21 protein-coding genes are annotated in these 18,475 nt (G+C 69.6%); 16 read left to right on the forward strand and 5 right to left on the reverse strand.

The window, feature by feature from the left end; genetic code table 11:
- Nucleotides 1-75: 75 nt before the first annotated feature.
- The 7 genes from QFZ52_RS13800 (at nucleotide 76) to QFZ52_RS13830 (ending at nucleotide 5,929) form a co-directional block, all read left to right on the forward strand.
- Entirely contained in the window at nucleotides 76-1,392 is a 1,317-nt protein-coding gene (locus QFZ52_RS13800) for an MFS transporter (RefSeq protein ID WP_307498164.1), read from the forward strand.
- Between the two features lie 30 nt (nucleotides 1,393-1,422).
- Nucleotides 1,423-2,211, forward strand: coding sequence for an alpha/beta hydrolase (locus QFZ52_RS13805; protein ID WP_307498165.1), 789 nt, complete (start codon nucleotides 1,423-1,425; stop codon nucleotides 2,209-2,211).
- A complete protein-coding gene (locus QFZ52_RS13810; RefSeq protein ID WP_307498166.1) occupies nucleotides 2,208-3,410 on the forward strand; it encodes a GDSL-type esterase/lipase family protein in 1,203 nt (400 codons plus the stop codon). Before QFZ52_RS13805 ends, QFZ52_RS13810 begins: the two co-directional genes overlap by 4 nt.
- A gap of 180 nt (nucleotides 3,411-3,590) precedes the next feature.
- Complete coding sequence (locus QFZ52_RS13815) at nucleotides 3,591-4,502, forward strand: lysine exporter LysO family protein (protein WP_307498167.1); 912 nt, start codon at nucleotides 3,591-3,593, stop codon at nucleotides 4,500-4,502.
- A 100-nt stretch (nucleotides 4,503-4,602) separates the two neighbouring features.
- Nucleotides 4,603-5,070: a MarR family winged helix-turn-helix transcriptional regulator gene (locus tag QFZ52_RS13820; RefSeq protein WP_307498168.1), complete on the forward strand. Its 468-nt coding sequence runs from the start codon at nucleotides 4,603-4,605 to the stop codon at nucleotides 5,068-5,070.
- 77 nt (nucleotides 5,071-5,147) lie between these two features.
- On the forward strand, nucleotides 5,148-5,624 hold the full coding sequence (locus QFZ52_RS13825) for a hypothetical protein (RefSeq protein ID WP_307498169.1): 477 nt from the start codon (nucleotides 5,148-5,150) through the stop codon (nucleotides 5,622-5,624).
- Nucleotides 5,621-5,929, forward strand: a complete 309-nt coding sequence (locus QFZ52_RS13830; protein ID WP_307498170.1) for a hypothetical protein — start codon at nucleotides 5,621-5,623, stop codon at nucleotides 5,927-5,929. Before QFZ52_RS13825 ends, QFZ52_RS13830 begins: the two co-directional genes overlap by 4 nt.
- Before the next feature lie 50 nt (nucleotides 5,930-5,979).
- Here the strand turns inward: QFZ52_RS13830 and QFZ52_RS13835 are convergent, their stop codons facing one another.
- On the reverse strand, nucleotides 5,980-6,972 hold the full coding sequence (locus tag QFZ52_RS13835; RefSeq protein ID WP_307498171.1) for a GlxA family transcriptional regulator: 993 nt from the start codon (nucleotides 6,970-6,972) through the stop codon (nucleotides 5,980-5,982).
- Nucleotides 6,973-7,042: 70 nt separating this feature from the next.
- Here QFZ52_RS13835 and QFZ52_RS13840 point away from each other — a divergent pair, with 70 nt between their 5' ends.
- Entirely contained in the window at nucleotides 7,043-7,450 is a 408-nt protein-coding gene (locus QFZ52_RS13840) for a nuclear transport factor 2 family protein (protein ID WP_307498172.1), read from the forward strand.
- Between the two features lie 78 nt (nucleotides 7,451-7,528).
- Here the strand turns inward: QFZ52_RS13840 and QFZ52_RS13845 are convergent, their stop codons facing one another.
- Nucleotides 7,529-9,013, reverse strand: coding sequence for an MFS transporter (locus tag QFZ52_RS13845; RefSeq protein ID WP_373425720.1), 1,485 nt, complete (start codon nucleotides 9,011-9,013; stop codon nucleotides 7,529-7,531).
- Nucleotides 9,014-9,116: 103 nt separating this feature from the next.
- On the opposite strand from QFZ52_RS13845, the gene soxR reads away from it, so the two are divergent.
- Both soxR and QFZ52_RS13855 read left to right on the forward strand, forming a co-directional pair.
- Nucleotides 9,117-9,569: a redox-sensitive transcriptional activator SoxR gene (soxR, locus tag QFZ52_RS13850; protein ID WP_307498174.1), complete on the forward strand. Its 453-nt coding sequence runs from the start codon at nucleotides 9,117-9,119 to the stop codon at nucleotides 9,567-9,569.
- Between the two features lie 124 nt (nucleotides 9,570-9,693).
- Entirely contained in the window at nucleotides 9,694-10,392 is a 699-nt protein-coding gene (locus QFZ52_RS13855) for a hypothetical protein (RefSeq protein WP_307498175.1), read from the forward strand.
- 6 nt (nucleotides 10,393-10,398) lie between these two features.
- Here QFZ52_RS13855 and QFZ52_RS13860 read toward each other — a convergent pair whose 3' ends face one another.
- Nucleotides 10,399-11,586, reverse strand: coding sequence for an MFS transporter (locus QFZ52_RS13860; protein ID WP_307498725.1), 1,188 nt, complete (start codon nucleotides 11,584-11,586; stop codon nucleotides 10,399-10,401).
- 306 nt (nucleotides 11,587-11,892) lie between these two features.
- Here QFZ52_RS13860 and QFZ52_RS13865 point away from each other — a divergent pair, with 306 nt between their 5' ends.
- From QFZ52_RS13865 to QFZ52_RS13875, 3 genes are read left to right on the forward strand one after another with little or no spacing between them, the layout of a single operon-like run.
- A complete protein-coding gene (locus tag QFZ52_RS13865) occupies nucleotides 11,893-13,248 on the forward strand; it encodes an MFS transporter (RefSeq protein ID WP_307498177.1) in 1,356 nt (451 codons plus the stop codon).
- Between the two features lie 20 nt (nucleotides 13,249-13,268).
- Complete coding sequence (locus QFZ52_RS13870; protein ID WP_307498178.1) at nucleotides 13,269-14,033, forward strand: SDR family NAD(P)-dependent oxidoreductase; 765 nt, start codon at nucleotides 13,269-13,271, stop codon at nucleotides 14,031-14,033.
- A complete protein-coding gene (locus QFZ52_RS13875; RefSeq protein WP_307498179.1) occupies nucleotides 14,030-14,455 on the forward strand; it encodes an RbsD/FucU domain-containing protein in 426 nt (141 codons plus the stop codon). The genes QFZ52_RS13870 and QFZ52_RS13875 overlap by 4 nt, the downstream gene beginning before the upstream one ends.
- Before the next feature lie 129 nt (nucleotides 14,456-14,584).
- Here QFZ52_RS13875 and QFZ52_RS13880 read toward each other — a convergent pair whose 3' ends face one another.
- Nucleotides 14,585-15,337: an IclR family transcriptional regulator gene (locus QFZ52_RS13880; RefSeq protein WP_307498180.1), complete on the reverse strand. Its 753-nt coding sequence runs from the start codon at nucleotides 15,335-15,337 to the stop codon at nucleotides 14,585-14,587.
- A gap of 117 nt (nucleotides 15,338-15,454) precedes the next feature.
- Here QFZ52_RS13880 and trmB point away from each other — a divergent pair, with 117 nt between their 5' ends.
- The 3 genes from trmB to QFZ52_RS13895 are packed head-to-tail and all read left to right on the forward strand — an operon-like array spanning nucleotide 15,455 to nucleotide 17,438.
- Nucleotides 15,455-16,405 carry a tRNA (guanosine(46)-N7)-methyltransferase TrmB gene (gene trmB / locus QFZ52_RS13885; protein ID WP_307498182.1) on the forward strand — a complete coding sequence of 317 codons (951 nt, stop codon included), beginning with the start codon at nucleotides 15,455-15,457 and terminating at the stop codon, nucleotides 16,403-16,405.
- Entirely contained in the window at nucleotides 16,402-17,055 is a 654-nt protein-coding gene (locus QFZ52_RS13890; protein WP_307498183.1) for a DNA-3-methyladenine glycosylase I, read from the forward strand. Before trmB ends, QFZ52_RS13890 begins: the two co-directional genes overlap by 4 nt.
- Nucleotides 17,056-17,093: 38 nt before the next feature.
- Nucleotides 17,094-17,438: a VOC family protein gene (locus tag QFZ52_RS13895; RefSeq protein ID WP_307498184.1), complete on the forward strand. Its 345-nt coding sequence runs from the start codon at nucleotides 17,094-17,096 to the stop codon at nucleotides 17,436-17,438.
- A gap of 64 nt (nucleotides 17,439-17,502) precedes the next feature.
- Here the strand turns inward: QFZ52_RS13895 and QFZ52_RS13900 are convergent, their stop codons facing one another.
- A complete protein-coding gene (locus QFZ52_RS13900) occupies nucleotides 17,503-18,432 on the reverse strand; it encodes a diacylglycerol/lipid kinase family protein (RefSeq protein WP_307498185.1) in 930 nt (309 codons plus the stop codon).
- Nucleotides 18,433-18,475 lie beyond the last annotated feature (43 nt).

Raw genomic sequence — 18,475 nt, forward strand, 5'->3', positions numbered from 1 at the left:
GATCTAGCATTCATGTGTCCGACCGAACGGCATCTCATTCAGCCTTCGGATGCTGGAGTACAAAGGAGTAATCACATGGATGGATCGCGCCGCTTCGGGGCGATGAGCCCCAACCCCTGGTGGGTCGGTTTCGTCTGTGGAATGGCGACTTTCGTGGACGCCGCCGCCACCACGGGCATCGGCATCGCGTTCGTCCTCTTCCAGGCGCCGGCGCCGGGCGCGCCAGGACTCACGCCGGATCAGATCGGGATGCTCACCGGTGTTCTGACCGCCGGCGTCGCCATCGGCTCGCTTCTGGGAGGTCGGCTGGGAGACCGTTTCGGGCGCCGGACCGTCTTCCTCACGACCATGGCCCTGATCGTGATCGGGGCGGCCACACCGTTCCTCGGCACCGGCTTCGGGACGCTTCTGCCGGGCGTGGCTCTGATCGGCCTGGGCGTCGGCGCTGATCTGCCGGTCGCTCTGGCCACCATTTCGGAAGCCGCCACCGACCGTAACCGGGGAAAGATCATCGTGTTCTCCAATCTGCTGGGCGGATTCGGAATTCTCCTGGCGGTCGTGCTCGGCATCCAGTTCGGCGCTCTGGGACCCGACGGCGGAAGGATCATCTTCGGCGCCTTCGGCGGCGCAGGCCTTCTGGTCCTCGCACTGCGCCTGACAATCCCCGAATCCCGGACGTGGCTGCTGGCCCGGAGTTCGGAGGAGCCGGCGGCCCGCACCACACGCTTCACCACTGCGCGGCTCGCCGATCTGGGCAAGGCGCCGCTGCGGAAGCCACTGTTCATCCTCCTGGCGTACTACACGCTCACGTCCCTGGCCATCAGTGTCGCGGGCAGCTTCGGAACGTTCGTGGCGGTGAATGTCGCCCACCTCCCGGTCAGCGAATACCAGACCTGGACCCTTCTGGCGATGCCCGCGGCCGTCATCGGGGCGCTGTGGTTCATGTCAGTCGCCGACACCCGGTTCAGAATGATCTACTTCATCCTCGGAGCCGTCACCGTGGTCGTCTCCAACCTGGTGCCGGTCCTGTTCGGCTTCTCACTGCCCACCCTGGTCATCTCCGTGATCGGGTCGACGTTCGCCGGCGCATTCTGCTTCGAAACCATCATGAAGGTGTGGACGCAGGAGTCCTTCCCCACGATGCTCCGGGCCACGGCCCAAGGGACGATCTACGCCGTGGCACGGTTCGCCACTGCCGGACTCAACGTCGTCACCCCTGCTCTCCTCGCTCTGAATCCCTTCGGGGTCTATGCCGGAGTCGCCGCGGTCGCCGCGCTGGGCTTCCTGATCGGATGGCTCGGCTTCCGCCGCAACACCATCAACCACTTCACCCTCCCCAGCCCCGGCCGGCCGTCCGCGTCCGCCCGGCCCGACGTCGTCGCCGCGCCCTAGTTGATTCACGCCACAGGAAAGCTCACCACGATGGATCTCCGACCATTTCACACGACGGTTGACGGCCTCACGCTCCGGGGCTCCCACTACCTGCCGGTCGACCGCGCGCCCCGGGAAACCGCCGTGCTGTTTCACGGGTTCGGGGGCTCCCGGGTGGAAACCACGGGCGTGTTCGTCACCCTCGCCAGGGCCCTGACCGACGCCGGGGTCGCCGTCGTCGCCTATGACCGCGCGGGACATGGGGAGAGCGACGGCGACTTCTTCACCACCACCGCGTCGGGCGACATCCGCCAGGCGCACCGGGTCCTGGAGGCGGTCACCTGCCTCGAAGGGGCATCGGGCGGTGAGGTGCATCTGGTCGGCATGAGCCTGGGCGCGGTGATCGCGTCCGTCGTGGCGGCGGAAAGCCCGCTGCCGATCCGTTCGCTGACCATGTGGTCCACCGCCGCGGTCTTCACCGACGACATCAGATCAGGCCGGCTTCAGGGGAAATCCCTGGAATCCCTCGACACCGACGGGTTCTTCGACTTCCTCGGCATGCGGCTCGGCCCCGACATGCGGGACGACGCCCTGACGTTCGACGTGTACGGGCGCGCGGCCCCGTACCGGAATCCTGCGCTGCTGCTGCATGGCGACGCCGACTTCGTCCCCGTCTCCTACGCTGCCCGCTATCTCGAGGACGATGTCTTCGGCTCCCGGGCCGAATTGCAGGTCGTCTCCGGGGCCGACCACGGATGGGCGCAGCTTCCTCAACGGGATCGGCTGATCGAACGCACCACTGATTTCATCCTCAGCAACACCCACGGAAAGAAACCATGAACACCACCTCCCTTCGCGCCGGCCTCGGCGAAGTCGTCGACCTCGACGGCGGCAGCGTCCTTCTGAGTGGACATCTGGACACGATCCGTTCCTCCGGCGTCCGCCCCGTGCGGATCCCCACGGCGGCCTGGCAGAAGTTCCCGCCCCACGGCGAGAACTTGCGCGCGGTCACCATGCAAGCGAGCGGAGTGCGCATCGCCTTCGAAACGGCCTCCACCCGGGTCACTCTCCGCGTCCGGTGCACACGCTTCCAGGTCGAGGACTTCCTGGGCGCCCGGAACCAGTTCGTGGCTGAAGTCGAGGAACGCGAAGTGGGCCACGTCGAGTCTCCTGTGAACGCGGTCCTGAAGGTCAGTCTGGCAGGAGACCGGGCGCAGCTCCTCGGGGCCGGCGTGCCCTCGGACATCGTCTTCGATGCGCTCCCGGCCGGGCCGAAGAGGGTCGTCATCTGGCTTCCGCAGGGAATGATCGTCGACCTAATCGGCCTTCACGGCGATGCCCCCATCACCGCCTCAGAACCTCTCCGCCGCCCGGTGTGGATCCACCACGGAAGCTCGATCAGCCACTGTGTGGAGACCCCCTCGCCGACGGGCGTCTGGCCGGTCATCGCAGCGAAAGAGGCTGGGCTGGACGTCCTCAACCTCGGTTTCGGCGGGCAGTGCATGCTGGATCCGTTCGTCGCGGATGCCATCGCCTCGACGCCGGCCGACGTGATCTCCCTGAAGGTCGGGGTCAACATGGTGGGCGCCCGTTCCTTCGACCAGCGCACGTTCGCCCCGGCCCTGCACGGGTTCATCGACCGGGTGCGCGCCGGCCACCCGGACACACCCATCGTGCTGGCCTCGTCGATCCTGTGGCCGGGCAGTGAGGACACCCCCGGCCCGTCGGACGTCGAGTTCCTCCCGGGCGGCTCGCTGCGGTGCTTCACCGCCGGCGCCAAGGACGATGTCCTCAAGGGAGCGCTGACCCTGCAGGAGTCCCGGCATCACGTGGCCCACGTGGCGGGGGTGAGGGCAGCCGCGGGGGAGAAGATCCACTACCTCGAAGGCTTGTCCCTCTACGGTCCGCAGGATACGAAGCGCTTCACGCTGCCGGATTCGCTGCATCCCGACGCCGAGCTCTACGCCGAGATCGGGCACAGGTTCGCCCGAATCGTCTTCGGGGAGGGCGGCCTCGTGCCCCGGTCCACGTTGGGCTGAGGTCACCCTCCAGACGGCACGGCATACCGGCTCCGGCAGTCCGCACAGCACGGCTACCGAGCCGGGCCGCTCCGCTTTCGACGCCATCTTTCCCTGCCCGCAGTGTTACGGTCGCGCCAGGCGAAGCGGGCCCGCACCTCCCGCACACCCCGGCACATCCCGCACACCAGAGAGCGTTTCATGACCATCCTCCAGTCGATCCTGCCCATCATCGTCTCGCTCATCGCGGGTTACGGCCTGGGCAAACTGCTGCCCCAGCCGGCCAACACGCTCCTGATCAGGCTGATCGGCCCTCTCGTCTGGCTCTTGCTGTTCCTCATCGGATCGGAATTCGGCGAGGTCATCTCGACGGCGGAATCGGCGGGCAAAGTCCTGGGAACCGCCATGTCGTTCGCCCTTCTGGCCACTCTGATCCCATTCGCCCTGATTTTCGCCACGCGCCCGCGCACTTTGATGAAGGCCGCCGGCCGTCAGAGTTTCCGATGGGCTCACCTGTGGCACCCCCTCAGAGAGTGCGTGGTGGCGGTGGCCATGGTGGGGCTGGGCTGCGGGTTCCATCTGGCGAACAAAGCACTGTTCGACGGCGGCGTGAGTCTTCCCACGAGCTCCACCTTCCTCCTCGTCCTCATCGTCCTGGTCGGCGTCGATCTGGCGGAGACGAAGCTCGGATCGCAGTGGTTCACGTGGCGCAATCTCTCGATCCCGGTCCTCGTCGTCGCGGGTTCGATGCTGGCCGGACTGCTCGCTTCCCTGATGACCGGCGAGTCACTGCGCACGTCCCTGGCCCTCACCAGCGGCTACGGATGGTTCTCGCTGTCGAGCGTTCTGGTGGGGGACCAACTGGGCCAGACCTACGGCACCATGGCCCTGATGATCGACCTCGCGCGCGAGCTGCTGGCGATCGTCATCCTCTATGCGCTGGGGAGCAGCCACCCCCACGCCGGAATCGGCAGCGCCGGTGCGACAGCTCTCGACTCCACTCTGCCGATCATCAAGCAGGCGTGCTCCCCGGAGGCCGTTCCGACCGCCATGGTCAGCGGGCTGATCCTGACCGTGCTGGCGCCGATCGCGATCACCACGGCACTGGCCTGAGAGAATGGCCGGACCGCGCGCACCCGTGGAACAGCCGATTCGGCGAGCACACCAGGGTGCGGCGACCAGCTCCGCTTCTCTCCTCAGGTGGTGACCCCTCGTGACCGACCAGCCCTCCGCGGCACCTCAACAGGGCCGCGCTCTCCAGCAGTCCCCGGTGTCGCCGTCGCTCGCGCTGACCATCCTTGCGGGTGGAGTCCAGCAGGACATCGCCAGGATCCTGGCGGAGCACGGAATGAACCCTCGCAAGCATGGAGCGCTGGGGCATATCCACAGGGAGCCGGGGATCTCCATCAGCGAACTGGCCCGGCGCTCGGGGATCACGGCGCAGAGCATGCACACGCTGATCGCGTCCCTCATCGCCGATGACCTCGTCCAGAGCACGATCCCCCGGCCCGGCGCTCCGGCGTCGCTGGCGGTGACGGACGCCGGAACGCACCTTCTCGCAGCCATCCGGGCAGAGCTCGCCGTGCTCGACGAGCGCTTGTTCGGCCCGGCGGCCCCTGCCGAGTGGCAAGCCCTGGCCCGGGCCGTGCACGCCGTGGCGGAGCTCCGGAAGCGGACCTGAAAACCGGCGGTTCACGGCAGAGCACAACCCACCCTTCAGCTAAACTGCAAGGTATCAGTTTGGCTGAAAGGTAGGCAGTGAACAACGTCATTCTCATCGCGCACGTCATCGGGGCCATCGTGCTCATCGGCCCGCCGACGGCCGCCGCCAGCATCTTCCCCCGCCACCTCACGGTCCGGGCGTCCGGCGAGACGGAACCGGAAGGACCAGACGACGCGTCCGGCGTGGCCGCGCAGAACCCGACCCTCCTTGCGGCCTTGCACCGCCTGACCCGCGTGTACAGCACGCTGGGGGCGGTAGTGCCCGCGCTGGGCATCATCCTCGCCGCGAGGATGGGAATCCTCAGCGACGGCTGGGTGATCACGTCCATGGCACTGACCGTGCTGGCTGCCTTGATCCTCGCCTTCGCCGTCGTCCCCCTTCAGCGCGAGGCGCTCCAGGGCGCCGTGGAACGTTCAGCGCTCCTGAAGCTGCGCGCCTCAGCGGGCGCGTTCGCCGTCCTATGGGCCGTCGTGGTCGCGTTGATGATCCTTCGGCCGGGAGCCTCCGCATGAGCCCGCAGGATGAACGCACGCCGTCCCGAGCGGTCCTGAGGGCTGTGCCCTGGATGGGGATCGTCGAACTGTGCACGCTCAGCGTGATGCTCCTCAATCTCCTGACGCTTCGCGACCGGCTCATCCCGGCAGTCGTGGGTCCGCTCCACGGGCTGACCTGGGTGGCGCTGGTCATGGTGGCGGCACTCGCCGGGGGACTCTCCCGCCGGGACCGCGTGCTGCTGGCGATCCCCGCGATCGGAGGCCTCGCGGCCGCGGCCCGGCTCGCGGGGCGTTCCCGCAGGAAGACCGGGGGTGAAGGCTGAAATCATCACGCGCGACGACGGCGCGGGCGCGGGCCCGCTGAGCGCGCACGTCAGGGACGCCGAACGGTTCCCGGACCGCCTGCGGAGAACAGCTTCCGGTAGTCCTGCAGTGACCGCCCCGTGCACCGCTTGAAATGTGTCCGGAGATTGGCGCCGGTCCCCATGCCGACCGCCCGGGCGATCGCTTCCACGGAGAGCTCCGTGCTCTCCAGATACTCCTTGGCCCGTTTCACCCTCGCCTGGATGAGCCAGCGTCCGGGCGGCATCCCCTGCTCCGCCGCGAACCGCCGTTCGAAGGTCCGCGCGCTCAGGTGGGCACGTTCCGCCAGGGACGCCGTGGTGTGGTGGAGCTCGAGATGCCCTAGCAGCCATTCGACAAGCCCCGCCGTCGCCGGCCCGCGGTCGCCCCCGACCGGAGTCTCGATGTACTGGGCCTGCCCGCCTTCTCTGAACGGCGCCACGATGCACGCCCGCGCCACCGCATTGGCGATGCGCGTGCCGTGATCGGTGCGGATCAGATGCAGGCACAGGTCGAGCCCGGCGGCCACCCCGGCCGAGGTGAGCACCTCCCCCTCATCGACGAACAGCGCCTCAGGCTGGACGGCGACGGAAGGATGCCGCCGGGCCAAAAGGTCGCCGTGCCGCCAATGGGTGGTCGCGGCCCGCCCGTCCAGGAGGCCCAGGGAGCCGAGCAGGAACGCGCCGGAACAGATCGATGCGATGCGCCGGCCACGCGGCGTCGCAGTCTCCCCCAGAAGCGTCTCCAGCCCTCGGGCGAGACGGTCACTTTCGGTAGGATCCAGGAGGGACTCGCTTGAGCTGACGATCACGACATCCGCAGAGCGCAGCTTCTCCTCGAGCGGTTCGGTCGTGAGGGTGAGCCCTTCGGCGGTCACCACCTCGCGCTTCCCGTCCGCGGACACCACGGCCACGTCGTACAGTGGCGCTCCGGCAGCATCGCGCGCGGCGCCGAAGATGCGGGACGGTATCCCCAGCTCGAACAGGGGCGCCCCGGGGACGGCCACGGTCACGATGTTCTGCATGGCGGAATCCTTTCACAAGGTGACGATTCCGCCACTGTCGCCGGGCCGGCCACCTTGAAAGGCTGGAACCATGAACACCACCACGACCACACGCGACGTCGTCGACGCCTTCTTCGCTTGCTTCGCGGCCGGCGACCTCGACGCCGTCACAGCACTCTTCGCACCCGACTTCACCCTGACGGTCCACGGCAGCCCCCGCACACCCTGGGCGGGCAGCCGCCACCGCCGCGAAGAACTCGACGGCTTCTTCTCCGCCTTCGGCGCCCTGGGGCCCGCCACCGAGTACGCGGTCGAGCACCTGGTGGTCGACGGCGAGCACGCCGTCGCGATCGGCCGCAACGCCTTTCCCGTCACGGCGACGGGAAAGACCTTCACGAACGCCTTCGCGCTGCACTTCACCGTGGCCGACGGCCTGATCACCGGATACCGGATGCACGAGGACTCGTACGCCATCGACCAGGCCTTCACCGCCTCCTGACAGAACACCGGAAGGGCCCGCCGGGATGAACCCGGCGGGCCCTTCCGGGCTCTCAACCCGCACGGACCGGTGATGGCCTCAGGGAGTCCGGACCCGCCCCGCGCACGCCACCGACAGCAGCGCCACGCACGCGGTCAGCGCGAAGACCCCCAGGAACGCGCCGCCGGCTCCGAGCAGGTGGAACACCAGACCGGTCGCGGCCAGGGAGAGCGCGGCGCCCACGGAGTCCGCCACGTTCGCCGCGGACCCGTTGAACCCCTGGTTGCCCGGCGTCGAATACGACAGCACCATCACGCTCAGGCGCGGACTCATCAGACCCATGCCGCCACCCGCCAGGATCCAGCCGACGATGATGACCGCAGGCGGCAGGCCACCGAACGTGGCGGTGAGCACGATCAGGATCGACAGCGCCAGCGACGCCGCACCCAGCCGCACCGCGCCCACGTTCGAGAGTCCGGTGGACAGCCGCCCCTGGATCGCCGAGCCGATGGACCACGCCACCGCGGAGAGCGTCAGGGCCAGGCCGGCGGTCGCGGGTTCGAAATGGTGCCGGTCCATGAGGAGGTACGGGACGTAGACCTCGGCGCCGAAGAACGCCGCGGCGATCAGGAACTTCACCAGGATGACCGACGGCAGGCCGCGCCGTCCGAGCAGCACGCCGGCCGGCAGGAGCCTCCGCACCGCGAGCAGCGCGACGGCCGCCGCGAGCACCGCCACCGGCACCGCCCACGGGCCGGTCTCCACCGACAGGTTCAGCCCCAGCACGGCCACGCCCACCACGGCGGCCACCGCGAGACGCCGGCCGGTGGACAGGCGGCTCGTGGACGGGCGGGAGCCTTGCTCGGCGCCACCCGCCGCGGTTCCGTCCGGCACCTGCCCGCCGTCGAGGACGTCCCCCGCCTCCTCCGGCGACGCGTCCGCGGGCGCCGGGCCGGCGTCGTCGTGCGCGGGCTGGGCGGCCAGTCGCCGCAATGCGGGCAGCAGCAGAAGCAACGCCGGCACCACCAGGACCACCACGCCGAGGAAGACCCAGTGCCAGCTGATGTACTGCGCCACGAGTCCCGCGCCGAACGGCCCCACCATGGACGGCACCACCCACGCAGCCGAGAACGCGGCGAAGATCTTGGGGTGCAGCGCGGCGGGGTACGCACGGGCTACGAGCACGTAGAGCACCACGTTGATCGCGCCTCCGCCGAGGCCCTGGATGAGCCGACCGGCCAGGAAGACCGGCATGGACCCCGCCAGGCCCGCGACCAGGAGTCCCAGCGCGAAGACCGCCGTGGACGCGAAGAGCGGCAGGGCCGGTCCTCGGCGGTCGGTCCAGGCGCCGGCCAGCACCATGCCGATCACGCCGCTGGCGAGCGGTCCCGCGAAGGCGAGGGCGTAGAGGGCGGTGCCGTCGAGGTCGCGGGCGACGAGCGGCATGACCGTGGTGACGGCCATGGCTTCGAACGCCGCGAGGAACACGAGGGCGCAGGTCCCCAGGGTCGTGAGGAGGTAGGTGGGAGAGAGCACGCCCGGGGTCCGGGTCGGCGCCGTCTCCGGTCGCGCGCCGGGCGGCATCTGGTCCTCCTGGGTGCTGGAGGAGGTGCGAGTGGATTCCATGGTCCCGACGCTACGACCTCAACTATGGTTGAGGTCAAAGCCCTGAGCGAGGAGTATCCGCATGCCCCAGATCCACGGCGGGAAACAGCACGAACTGAGCATCGGGGAACTGTCCGCCCGCAGCGGCGTGCCGGTCTCCGCGCTCCACTTCTACGAGCGCCAGGGCCTCCTGCGCGCCGAGCGGAACAGCCTCAACCAGCGGCGTTACTCCCGGGACGCGCTTCGCCGGGTCGCGTTCATCCGCACGGCGCAGCGCGTGGGGATGGCGCTCAAGGACATCGGCGCGGCGCTGGACTCGCTCCCGGAGCAGCGCACGCCCACCAAGCGCGACTGGGCCCGGCTCTCCCGCCTCTGGCGCGAAGAGCTCGACGCCCGGATCGCCGCCCTCACACACCTCCGGGACGACCTGGACTCCTGCATCGGCTGCGGCTGCCTCAGCCTGAAACGCTGCGCACTCCAGAACCCCGACGACGAACTCGGCCGCACCGGCAGCGGCCCGGTCCTCTGGGAGTAAGCTCGGCCCTCCCCTCTCGATCGACTGCTCCATACGAGGCTCCCAACCCGGCGTGTCGCGGGGAGAACGACTTCCTGTGGAGCAGTCGATCGGAGGGAGGCGCGCAGTCACTAGGATCGGAGCCATGAACCGCGCATCTCCCGGACCCGACGGCACGCCCGGGGCCGCAGTAGCCGGCACCTCCCCGGTCCGGCAGATCCTGTGGCTGATGCTGGCGGTGGTCGTCGGGGTGCCGGCGTTCATCGGGTCGTGGATCGGGCTCCTGTTCCTCGGCGACCACCTCGACTGGGGCCTGAGCGCCAACCAGGTGTTCGCGTGGGAGCTCGCCGCCGTCGTCGCGGTCGTGCTGTGGCCGCTCGCGATCCGCGGCTCCCTGCGTCAGTTCTGGCACCAGCGCGGCCGGCGACCCGACCAGGTGACCGCCTGGGGATCCGAACCCACGACGCCGGTGCCCAAAGTTCCGCTCAGCGTCGGGCAGCGCCTCGCCCGGGTGGCGGTGGTGCTGCTCGGAGGCGCCGGAATCCTCGCGATCTGCGGGCCGCAGGAGGTCTCGCTCCTGGTGCTGCGGGCGCTGGGCGTCGTGAGCCTCGGACCGGCGACGCTGTGGGGCGCGCTCCAGCTCGTCACCGTTCTGCTCCTACTGGCGCTCCTGCTCCCGGTCATGGCCCTCACGGAGCACTCGCTGCGCCGGTATCCGCGCGGCAGCGAGGAGCGCTTCCGTCTCGAGGTGCAGCAGCACTGGTGCCTGGCGGCCGCCACGGCGTGGGTCATCTGCGTGGCGATGGGCCTGATGTTCGCCTGGCTCGTGGTCGCTTACCTCTGACCAGCCCTACTCCACCAGCCGGCGTCGCCCGGCCAAGTAGCCGAACACCGCGCCCAGCACCGAGATGCCCAGGAACACCCAGCCGGCCACGGTGAACGCTCCCGTCGCCTGGTGCACCTGCGCGACCATGAGCGTCCCGACCGACCCCACGCCGTAGCCGACGCCCTGCATCATGCCCGACAGCCGGGCCGCGGTGTGCTGGTCCTCGGTGCGCAGCATGATCAGCGTGAGCGCCACGGCCGTGAGGGCGCCCTGGCCCAGGCCCAGCAGGGAGATCCACGCCCAGATGCCCTCGATCGGACCCAGGATGCTGAGGGCGAACCCCGCGCCGGTCATGAGCGCCAGCACCACGTTGATCCCGCGCTGATCCCAGAACCGGGCCGCGAGCGCGGGAGCCACCAGGGAGCCGAGCATCTGCAACAGGATCGACACGGACACCATGATCCCGGCGGCGCTCCCGTCGATTCCCCGGTCGCGCAGCACCGGCGCCAGCCACGCGAAGACGCTGAAGGAACTCATCGCCTGAAGCGCCATGAATGCCGTGACCTGCCAGGCGACAGGCGAGCGCCACACATTCGCGCCGTCGTGGTCGACGGCCTCGCGGTGGCGCGGCGCCCCGAGCGCAAGCGGGGCGAACAGCAGCGCGACGACGGCGGCCGGCGCCGCCCAGGCGAGCAGCGCCGTCGTCCACTGGCCGGTGAGTTCGAAAAGCGGGTACGTGAATCCCGCGCCGAGGGCGGCCGACGCGCAGATGGCGGTGGTGTAGAGGCCGCCCATGAGGCCGAGCCGGTGCTGGAAGTCGCGCTTGACGACGGTCGGCAGGATGACATTGCACAGGGAGATCGCCGCGCCGCACAGGGCCGTTCCGAGCAACAGCATCGGCAGGTGGCCGAGGGTCCCGAAGTCGGCGGGACGGATCAGGAGGCCGCCCGTGAGGACCACCATCGCGCCGAGCAGCACGCGTTCGGCGCCGAATCGCCGCGCCAGGACCGGGGCCAGTGGGGCGAAGACCCCGAGCAAGGTGGCGGGAACGGTGGTGAGGGCGGTGACGGCCCATTCCGGAATGGCTCCGGCGGCACGGATCTCGACGAGGACCGCGGCGAAGCTCGAGAACACGGTGCGCAGGTTCAGACCGATCAGGACCAGACAGACCCCCAGGAACGCGAGGCGGGTGCGGCTGGGGGCGGGGGTCATGGTCTGCGTGTGCACGGTATCCATTCTGGCCCTCCCTGCTGAAACAGTGGGTTTCCGCCGAAACAGTGTGTTTACTACACGGTTTCGGCGGAAATCCACTGTTTCACGGGCCCGGCGAGGGTGCCCGGCGAACGGCTCCAGCGAACGACTCCGGCACGCGCTTCGGAACCACCCGCCCTGCGAGCGCGAGCCGCAACCACCGATCCCTCCAAAAAACTTACTGTGCATATCTTGCACAGGTAGTGCAGATATCGCTACTGTGATGTAGGCCTCATCAGAGACCGCGCAATGAAGCGAGGAGTCATCATGAACATCCCAGTGCCGGAGAATGCTTCCGCCACCCGTCGGCCGGATCCTGGATCCCTGCCGGAAAGGACCCTGAGGAAGGTCCGGTGGCGCATCGTCCCGCTGATCGTCCTCCTGTATCTGATCGCCTTCCTGGACCGGAACAACGTCGGATTCGCCAAAGGACCACTCACCCACGACCTCGGCATCAACGACGCCGCCTACGGTCTGGGAGCGGGGATCTTCTTCATCGGCTATGTCTTGATGGAGATCCCCAGCAACGCGGGCATGTACCGTTTCGGGGCCCGGCGCTGGATCGCGAGGATCCTGATCAGCTGGGGCATCCTGGCGACCGCCATGGCCTTCGTCTGGAACGAACCGTCCTTCTTCACGGCGCGATTCCTGCTCGGCGCCGCGGAAGCGGGGTTCTTCCCCGCCGTGCTGTTCTACTTCACCCTCTGGTTCCCCACGGCTCAGCGCGCGGCCGTCCTGGGCCTGTTCATCATGGCGCAGCCCGTGGCCAACGCGCTCGGCGCTCCGTTGTCCGCCGCCCTCCTCAACCTGGACGGATTCCTCGGGCTCACCGGCTGGCAGTGGATGTTCATCATCGAAGGCATCCCGGCAGTGGTGCTGGGTGTCTTCGTGCCCCGTCTCCTGACCGACCGCCCCTCCGAGGCACGCTGGCTCGCTCCGGACGAGAAGGCCTGGCTCACCTCCACCATGGAAGCCGAATACGCGGCCAAAGTGCTCCCGGGCAAGCACTCGTTCCTTCAGGGGCTCCGCGAACCGCGGGCCTGGGCTTACGGTCTGCTCAACTTCGGCATGGTCTGCGGCATCTACGGCCTCGGTCTGTGGCTGCCGACCATCGTCAAGGGCCTGGGCATCAAGGACAACACCTCGCTCGGCCTCCTGGTCATGATCCCGTACGCCGTCGCCATCCCCTTCGTGTACTGGTGGGCGAAACGCGCGGACCGCACCGGACGGCGGGCCCTGCACGCGTCGCTCAGCATGGTGCTCGCCGCCGTCGGCCTGATCGGCGCAGCGTATCTCCTGCCTGTGAACGCGGCCTGGGCCATGGCCGCGCTGTCGGTGGCCGCCGTCGGGATCTTCTCGGCCGGCGCACCCTTCCTGTCCATCCCGTCCGCGGCTTTCGCCGGCGCGACGGCCGCCGCTGCCCTGGGCCTCATGAACTCCCTGGGCAACGTCGGCGGCTTCGTCGCCCCGTACCTGGTGGGCCTCATCAAGCAGGCCACCGGGAGCGACCAGCTCGCCCTCACCTTCCTGGCCGGTTGCCTCACCCTGACCGCCGTGCTCGTGTACGCCTATGCGAACCGGCGGCCGGAGGGCAACTCCCGCATCCCGCAGACCACCCCGTGAAACACCATCTGGAGGAAACCATGACCACACAGCACCTCGCCGGCACCACCGCCCTCGTCACCGGAGGAAGCGTCGGCATCGGACGCGGGATCGCCCTGTCCCTGGCCCGTGCCGGAGCCCGGGTGGCCCTCACCTACCGCAGCCACGCGCCGGAGGACTCGCTCCTGGACGAACTCCGGGCGCTCTCCGGGGCGGAGCCCCTGGTACTCCAGGTCGACGCCACGGACGAGACCCAGGTCGGGAACCTGGCGGACGCCGTCGGCCGGGAGTTCGGCCGGCTGGACGTCCTGGTCAACAATGCCGGGGGCCTGGTGCAGCGCGCCACGCTCCGCCAACTCGATCTGGACCTGTGGCACCGCATCCTCAGCGTCAACCTGGACACGACGTTCCTCATCACCCACCACCTCAAGCCGCTGCTGCCCCAGGGCCGCGGCCGGATCATCAACATCGCCTCCCTGGCCGGGCACAACGGCGGGCACCCCGGCGCCCTCGCCTACGCGACGTCCAAGGCCGCGATCTTCGGCTTCACCCGCTCGCTCGCCCGGGAGGTCGCGCCCGAAGGCATCACGGTGAACGCCCTGGCGCCCGGCTTCATCGAGGCCACGCCGTTCCATGACACCTTCACGACGGCGGACTCGAAGAACGCGACGGTCGCCACCATCCCGGCGGGCCGGGCAGGGGTCCCCGACGACGTGGCGGACGCCGTGCTCTGGCTCGCCGGAGAGGGATCCGCCTTCGTCACGGGAACGGTGATCGACATCAACGGAGGTCAGTACGTCCGATGATCCGCGGATCTCTCAAACACCCCGTCGTCCTGGCGGCCCTGGCGGGCGCGGGCCACAAGTCGACCGTGCTGATCGCGGATCTCAACTACGCGGCCTCCACCGCGGTGGCCGCCGGAACCCCGACGGTCCATCTGGCCCTGACCGCGGGGACCCCCACGGTGCCGGAGGTGCTGGACGTGGTCCAGGGAGTGATCCCGGTCGAGCACGCCACGCAGATCCGCCCGTCCGAGGACGCGCTGCCCAGCCCCGTGCAGGACGAGGTGCGGACCCTGCTCGGCGTCGCCCCGGAGCTCGTGAGCCGCGAGGACTTCTACCGGCTCGCCCGTTCCGAGGACCTGGCCCTGGCGATCATCACGGGTGACACCCGCCGTTTCGGCAACGTCCTGCTCCGGATCGGCGCGCTCACCGAGCCGCCCTACTGAGCAACCTCACCGAACAACCTGAGTGACGACGACGGCGACGCTCCGCACGGCGGGGCCCCCACCACCGTGCGGGGCGTCGCCGTCGTCGTCACCCGGCCACCCTGTCGCAGAGTCAGCGAGGACGCCCGCTCAGGACGCCGTCGGGCTCCAGCCGAGAGACTCAGACACGGCGCGGGCGGTCTCCAGCAGATCCGGGAGCAGTTCCCGCAAGCGGATCAAGTCCATCTGGGACTTGATGGCGGTGATCGAAATGGCGCCGGCCGCGGTGCCCGCGTGGTTCCACACCGGGGCAGCGATGCAGTTGGAGATCTCCTCGTACTCGCCGTCGTCGTAGGCCCAGCCAGTGTCCCGCACCTCGTCCAGGCGGCGCAGGAACTCCTCACGCGAGGTGATCGAGGAGGAGGTGAAGGGCCGGAAGGTGATCCCGTCCACGATCCGGTCCCGCTGTTCCGGGTCCATGAAGGCCAGCAGCGCCTTGCTCACCCCGGCGGTCTGCACCACCACGTGCCCGCCGATGCGGGTGTCGAGGTGGATGGAATCGGCCGGTTCGATCTTGTCGACGTAGACCACCGCGTCGCCGTCCGGGACGGCGAACTGCACGGTCTGCCCGACGCGCTCGCTCAGATCCACGATGAACGGGTGCACCATGGTGCGCAGATCGAACTGACGGAGCGCCGAGTCGGCCAGCGCGGCCAGCCGGAAACCCACCCCGTAGAGGCCACGCTCGTCCCGCCGGATCAGCCCGCCGCCCGCCAGGGTCTGCACGAGGCGCAGCGCCGTGGTGCGGTGCACGCCGATCATGTCCGCGATCTCCAGCAGGGTCCGGGGCCGGACGCTGCAGAACTCCAGGATGTCGATGGCTCGCTGGACCGTCTGACTCATGGGGGGCCTCCCTTCAACTGTGCAATAGTTGCACACGCTGGCCCCTCGCCCAAGGCGCGTCCACCCCGGATGAATCCCTGTCACCCCTCCCCGGTACCCTGGAAGACGATGAACGGCATGGAATCCCCAGACCCCGCGAACGCCTCCGAGAGCGCCCCCGCCTCCGAGCCGCGCGCCCCGCACCACCCCGTCACCGAAGGCAGCCAGGCCTCCTTCGGGACGTACCGGCGCAACCCCGTGAGCTTCGTGCGGCGCGGCACCCGTTTGCAGGGCCGCCGCCAGGAGGCCTGGGACGAGTATGCGGACCGCTTCGTGGTGGACGTGCCGCGCCATGTCGCCGACACCTCGGTGCACCCCGACTACCGCTTCGACGCCGAAGCCGCCTTCGGCCGCAAGGCTCCGCTCGTCGTGGAGGTCGGCTCAGGCCTGGGCGAGGCCGTCACCCATGCCGCCGCGGAACACCCCGAATGGGACTTCCTGGCCGTCGAGGTCTACACGCCCGGACTTGCCAACACCCTCGTGAAGATCGCGCAGGCCGGCCTGACGAACGTCCGGGTGGTCCAGGCGAACGCCCCCGAGGTCCTGACCACCATGCTGCCGGCCGGCTCGGTGCATCAGGTGTGGGTGTTCTTCCCGGACCCCTGGCACAAGGCGAAGCACCACAAGCGGCGCCTCCTTCAGCCCGCGTTCGCGGAACAGGTCGCCCAGGCACTGGAGCCAGGCGGGCTGTGGCGGATCGCCACCGACTGGTCCAACTACGCCGTGCACGCGCGCGACGTCGTGAACGCGTCACCGGACTTCGAGAATCTGCACGACGGCGAGCGCGCCGGTGCGGACAGCCCCCTCACGCAGGTGTGGGCGAGCGGCGTGGAGACCGTGGTGGGCGGCGCACCCGTGCGGGAGGGCAGGGCTCCCGTGAGCACCGGCCACACCGGCCCGAACGAAGGCGTCGACGAGCTGGGCGGCTGGGCCCCGCGCTTCGACGGCCGGACCCTGACGAGCTTCGAGCGCAAAGCCCTGGAGGCCGGGCGCATGGTGTTCGATCTGACGTACCGGAGGAAGCCATGACCGAGACGCTCCATCCCGCCGCGGCCCGCGAGGCCACAGCCCAGGGCGCCCCCGCGAGCGACGCCGTGCTGTGCGAGGACGGTCTGCGCCGCCCGGCCTGGGCCGCCGTCGACGGCATGATGCGCGAGTACTACGACACTGAATGGGGCATGCCCGTCCGTGACGAGCAGGGGCTGTTCGAGCGGATCTCGCTGGAGGGGTTCCAGGCGGGTCTGTCGTGGGCGACCATCCTGCGGAAGCGGCCTGCGTTCCGGGCCGCATTCGCGGACTTCGCCCCGGACGTGGTCGCGGCTTTCACGGACGACGACGTCGAGCGGCTCATGGCGGACGCCGGCATCGTGCGGAACCGGGCGAAGATCCTGGCCACCATCGCCAACGCGCGCGCCACCGTGGCGCTCCGCGAGGAGGGCGGACTCGTGGATTTCGTCTGGTCCTTCAAGCCTGCCGAGACCCCGGCGCCGCGCACATTCGCGGACGTCCCGACCGTCTCGGACGAGTCCAAGGCCCTGTCCAAAGCCTTGAAGAAGAAGGGCTTCAACTTCGTGGGGCCCACCACCATGTACGCGCTCATGGAAGCCATCGGCATCGTGGACACGCACCTGGTGGACAGCCACCGCCGCGGGACCTCCGGGGTGTGGACGAGCGCCTAGCGAGCACCAGCAAGCACGACCAACCAGAGGAGCACAGCATGTCCGCAGCACTGACCCGCGTGGTGATCTCCGTCCGCGCCCTGGAACCGGCCCTGGCCTTCTACCGCGACCTCCTCGGTCTTCCGGCACAGCTCTCTCCGGGCTTCGCCATGCTGACGGCGGGCAACGGCGTCGAGGTGTTCCTCCACGAACGGGAGAGCCAGGCGAGTGACCTCTCCGTCGCCGCCACGTTCACCGTCCCAGGCCTGGACGCGCTGTGCGAGGCGTGGGCGGCGCAGGGCGGCGAGGTCGTCGACGCGCCGGACACCCGCCCGTGGGGCGACCGGATGGCCGTGATCCGCGACGCCGACGGCCACCTGGTCTGCCTCGTCGAGGAACGCTGAGGCCCGGGACGCCGGGGGCGCCCCTGGCGTCCCCGGCCCCGCCACCCGCTGGCCGCCGTCCGCCTCAGCGGACCGTCAGTGCGCCCTCCTGGATGCTCACGGTGAAGGACCGCACCTCGCCCAGGTCCTCGCCGTCGATCTCCAGAATCCGCGGCTCCGAGAGCGTCACGGTGAGGCGGCGCGCCTGCCGGTGGGACACCGACTCCGAATCGACCGCGGACTCCTCCTTGCCGATGAACTTCCGGATCCCGTTGTCCCAAAGGTAGGAGCGTGCGGTGTCGAGCCAGGTGCCGATGCCGTCCGCGCTGAGGAGGGCCAGATCCAGGAGACCGTCGTCCGGCTCCGCGTCCGGGAAGACCACCATGCCGCCCTGGATGGTGCCGCAGTTCCCCACCAGAAGGGTGTGGGCGGAGGTCTCCCAGGGCTCCTCCTCGTCGAGGGAGAGCGTGATGTCGAGGACGTCGCTCGTGCCGATCGCACGGCCGATCGCCTCGACGTACGCGAGCCAGCCGGCACGGGACTTGAGGTCGTCGTCGGTCTCGGTGATCATGTGGGCGTCGATCCCGATGCCGGCCATGACGGCCGAGGCGTGCTTCTCCGCGACGCCGTCGATCTCGGCCTCGACCCAGGCCAGGTCGATCTTCCGGGGCTCCTCCCCCGCGAGCGCGCGCCCGAGCGCGTCCTTCAGGCTGCCGAGCGGGACGCCGAGGTTGCGCGCCAGGAGATTCCCGGTGCCCAGGGGCACGATGCCGAGCGGCACCCCGGCGTCGCTCCCGGCGAGCGTCTCGGCGACGGCACGCACGGTGCCGTCCCCGCCCGCGGCCACGACGACGTCGGCCCCGTCGTCGAGGGCTCGCTGCGCGGCCCCCTGACCGGGATCCTCCGGGTCAGTCTCCCACCAGGAGACCTCGGCGTCCGGGAACTCGGCGAGCGCCGCCTCCAGGTCCTCACGGGAGACTTTCGACGGGTTCCAGACCAATCCGATGCGCTGCATCGGCCCCTCCTTCTCGTCCGGGCGTGAAGGGCGCGAGCCGGGA

It is taken from the genome of Arthrobacter woluwensis, from assembly GCF_030816155.1.
GTDB lineage: Bacteria > Actinomycetota > Actinomycetes > Actinomycetales > Micrococcaceae > Arthrobacter_E > Arthrobacter_E woluwensis_A.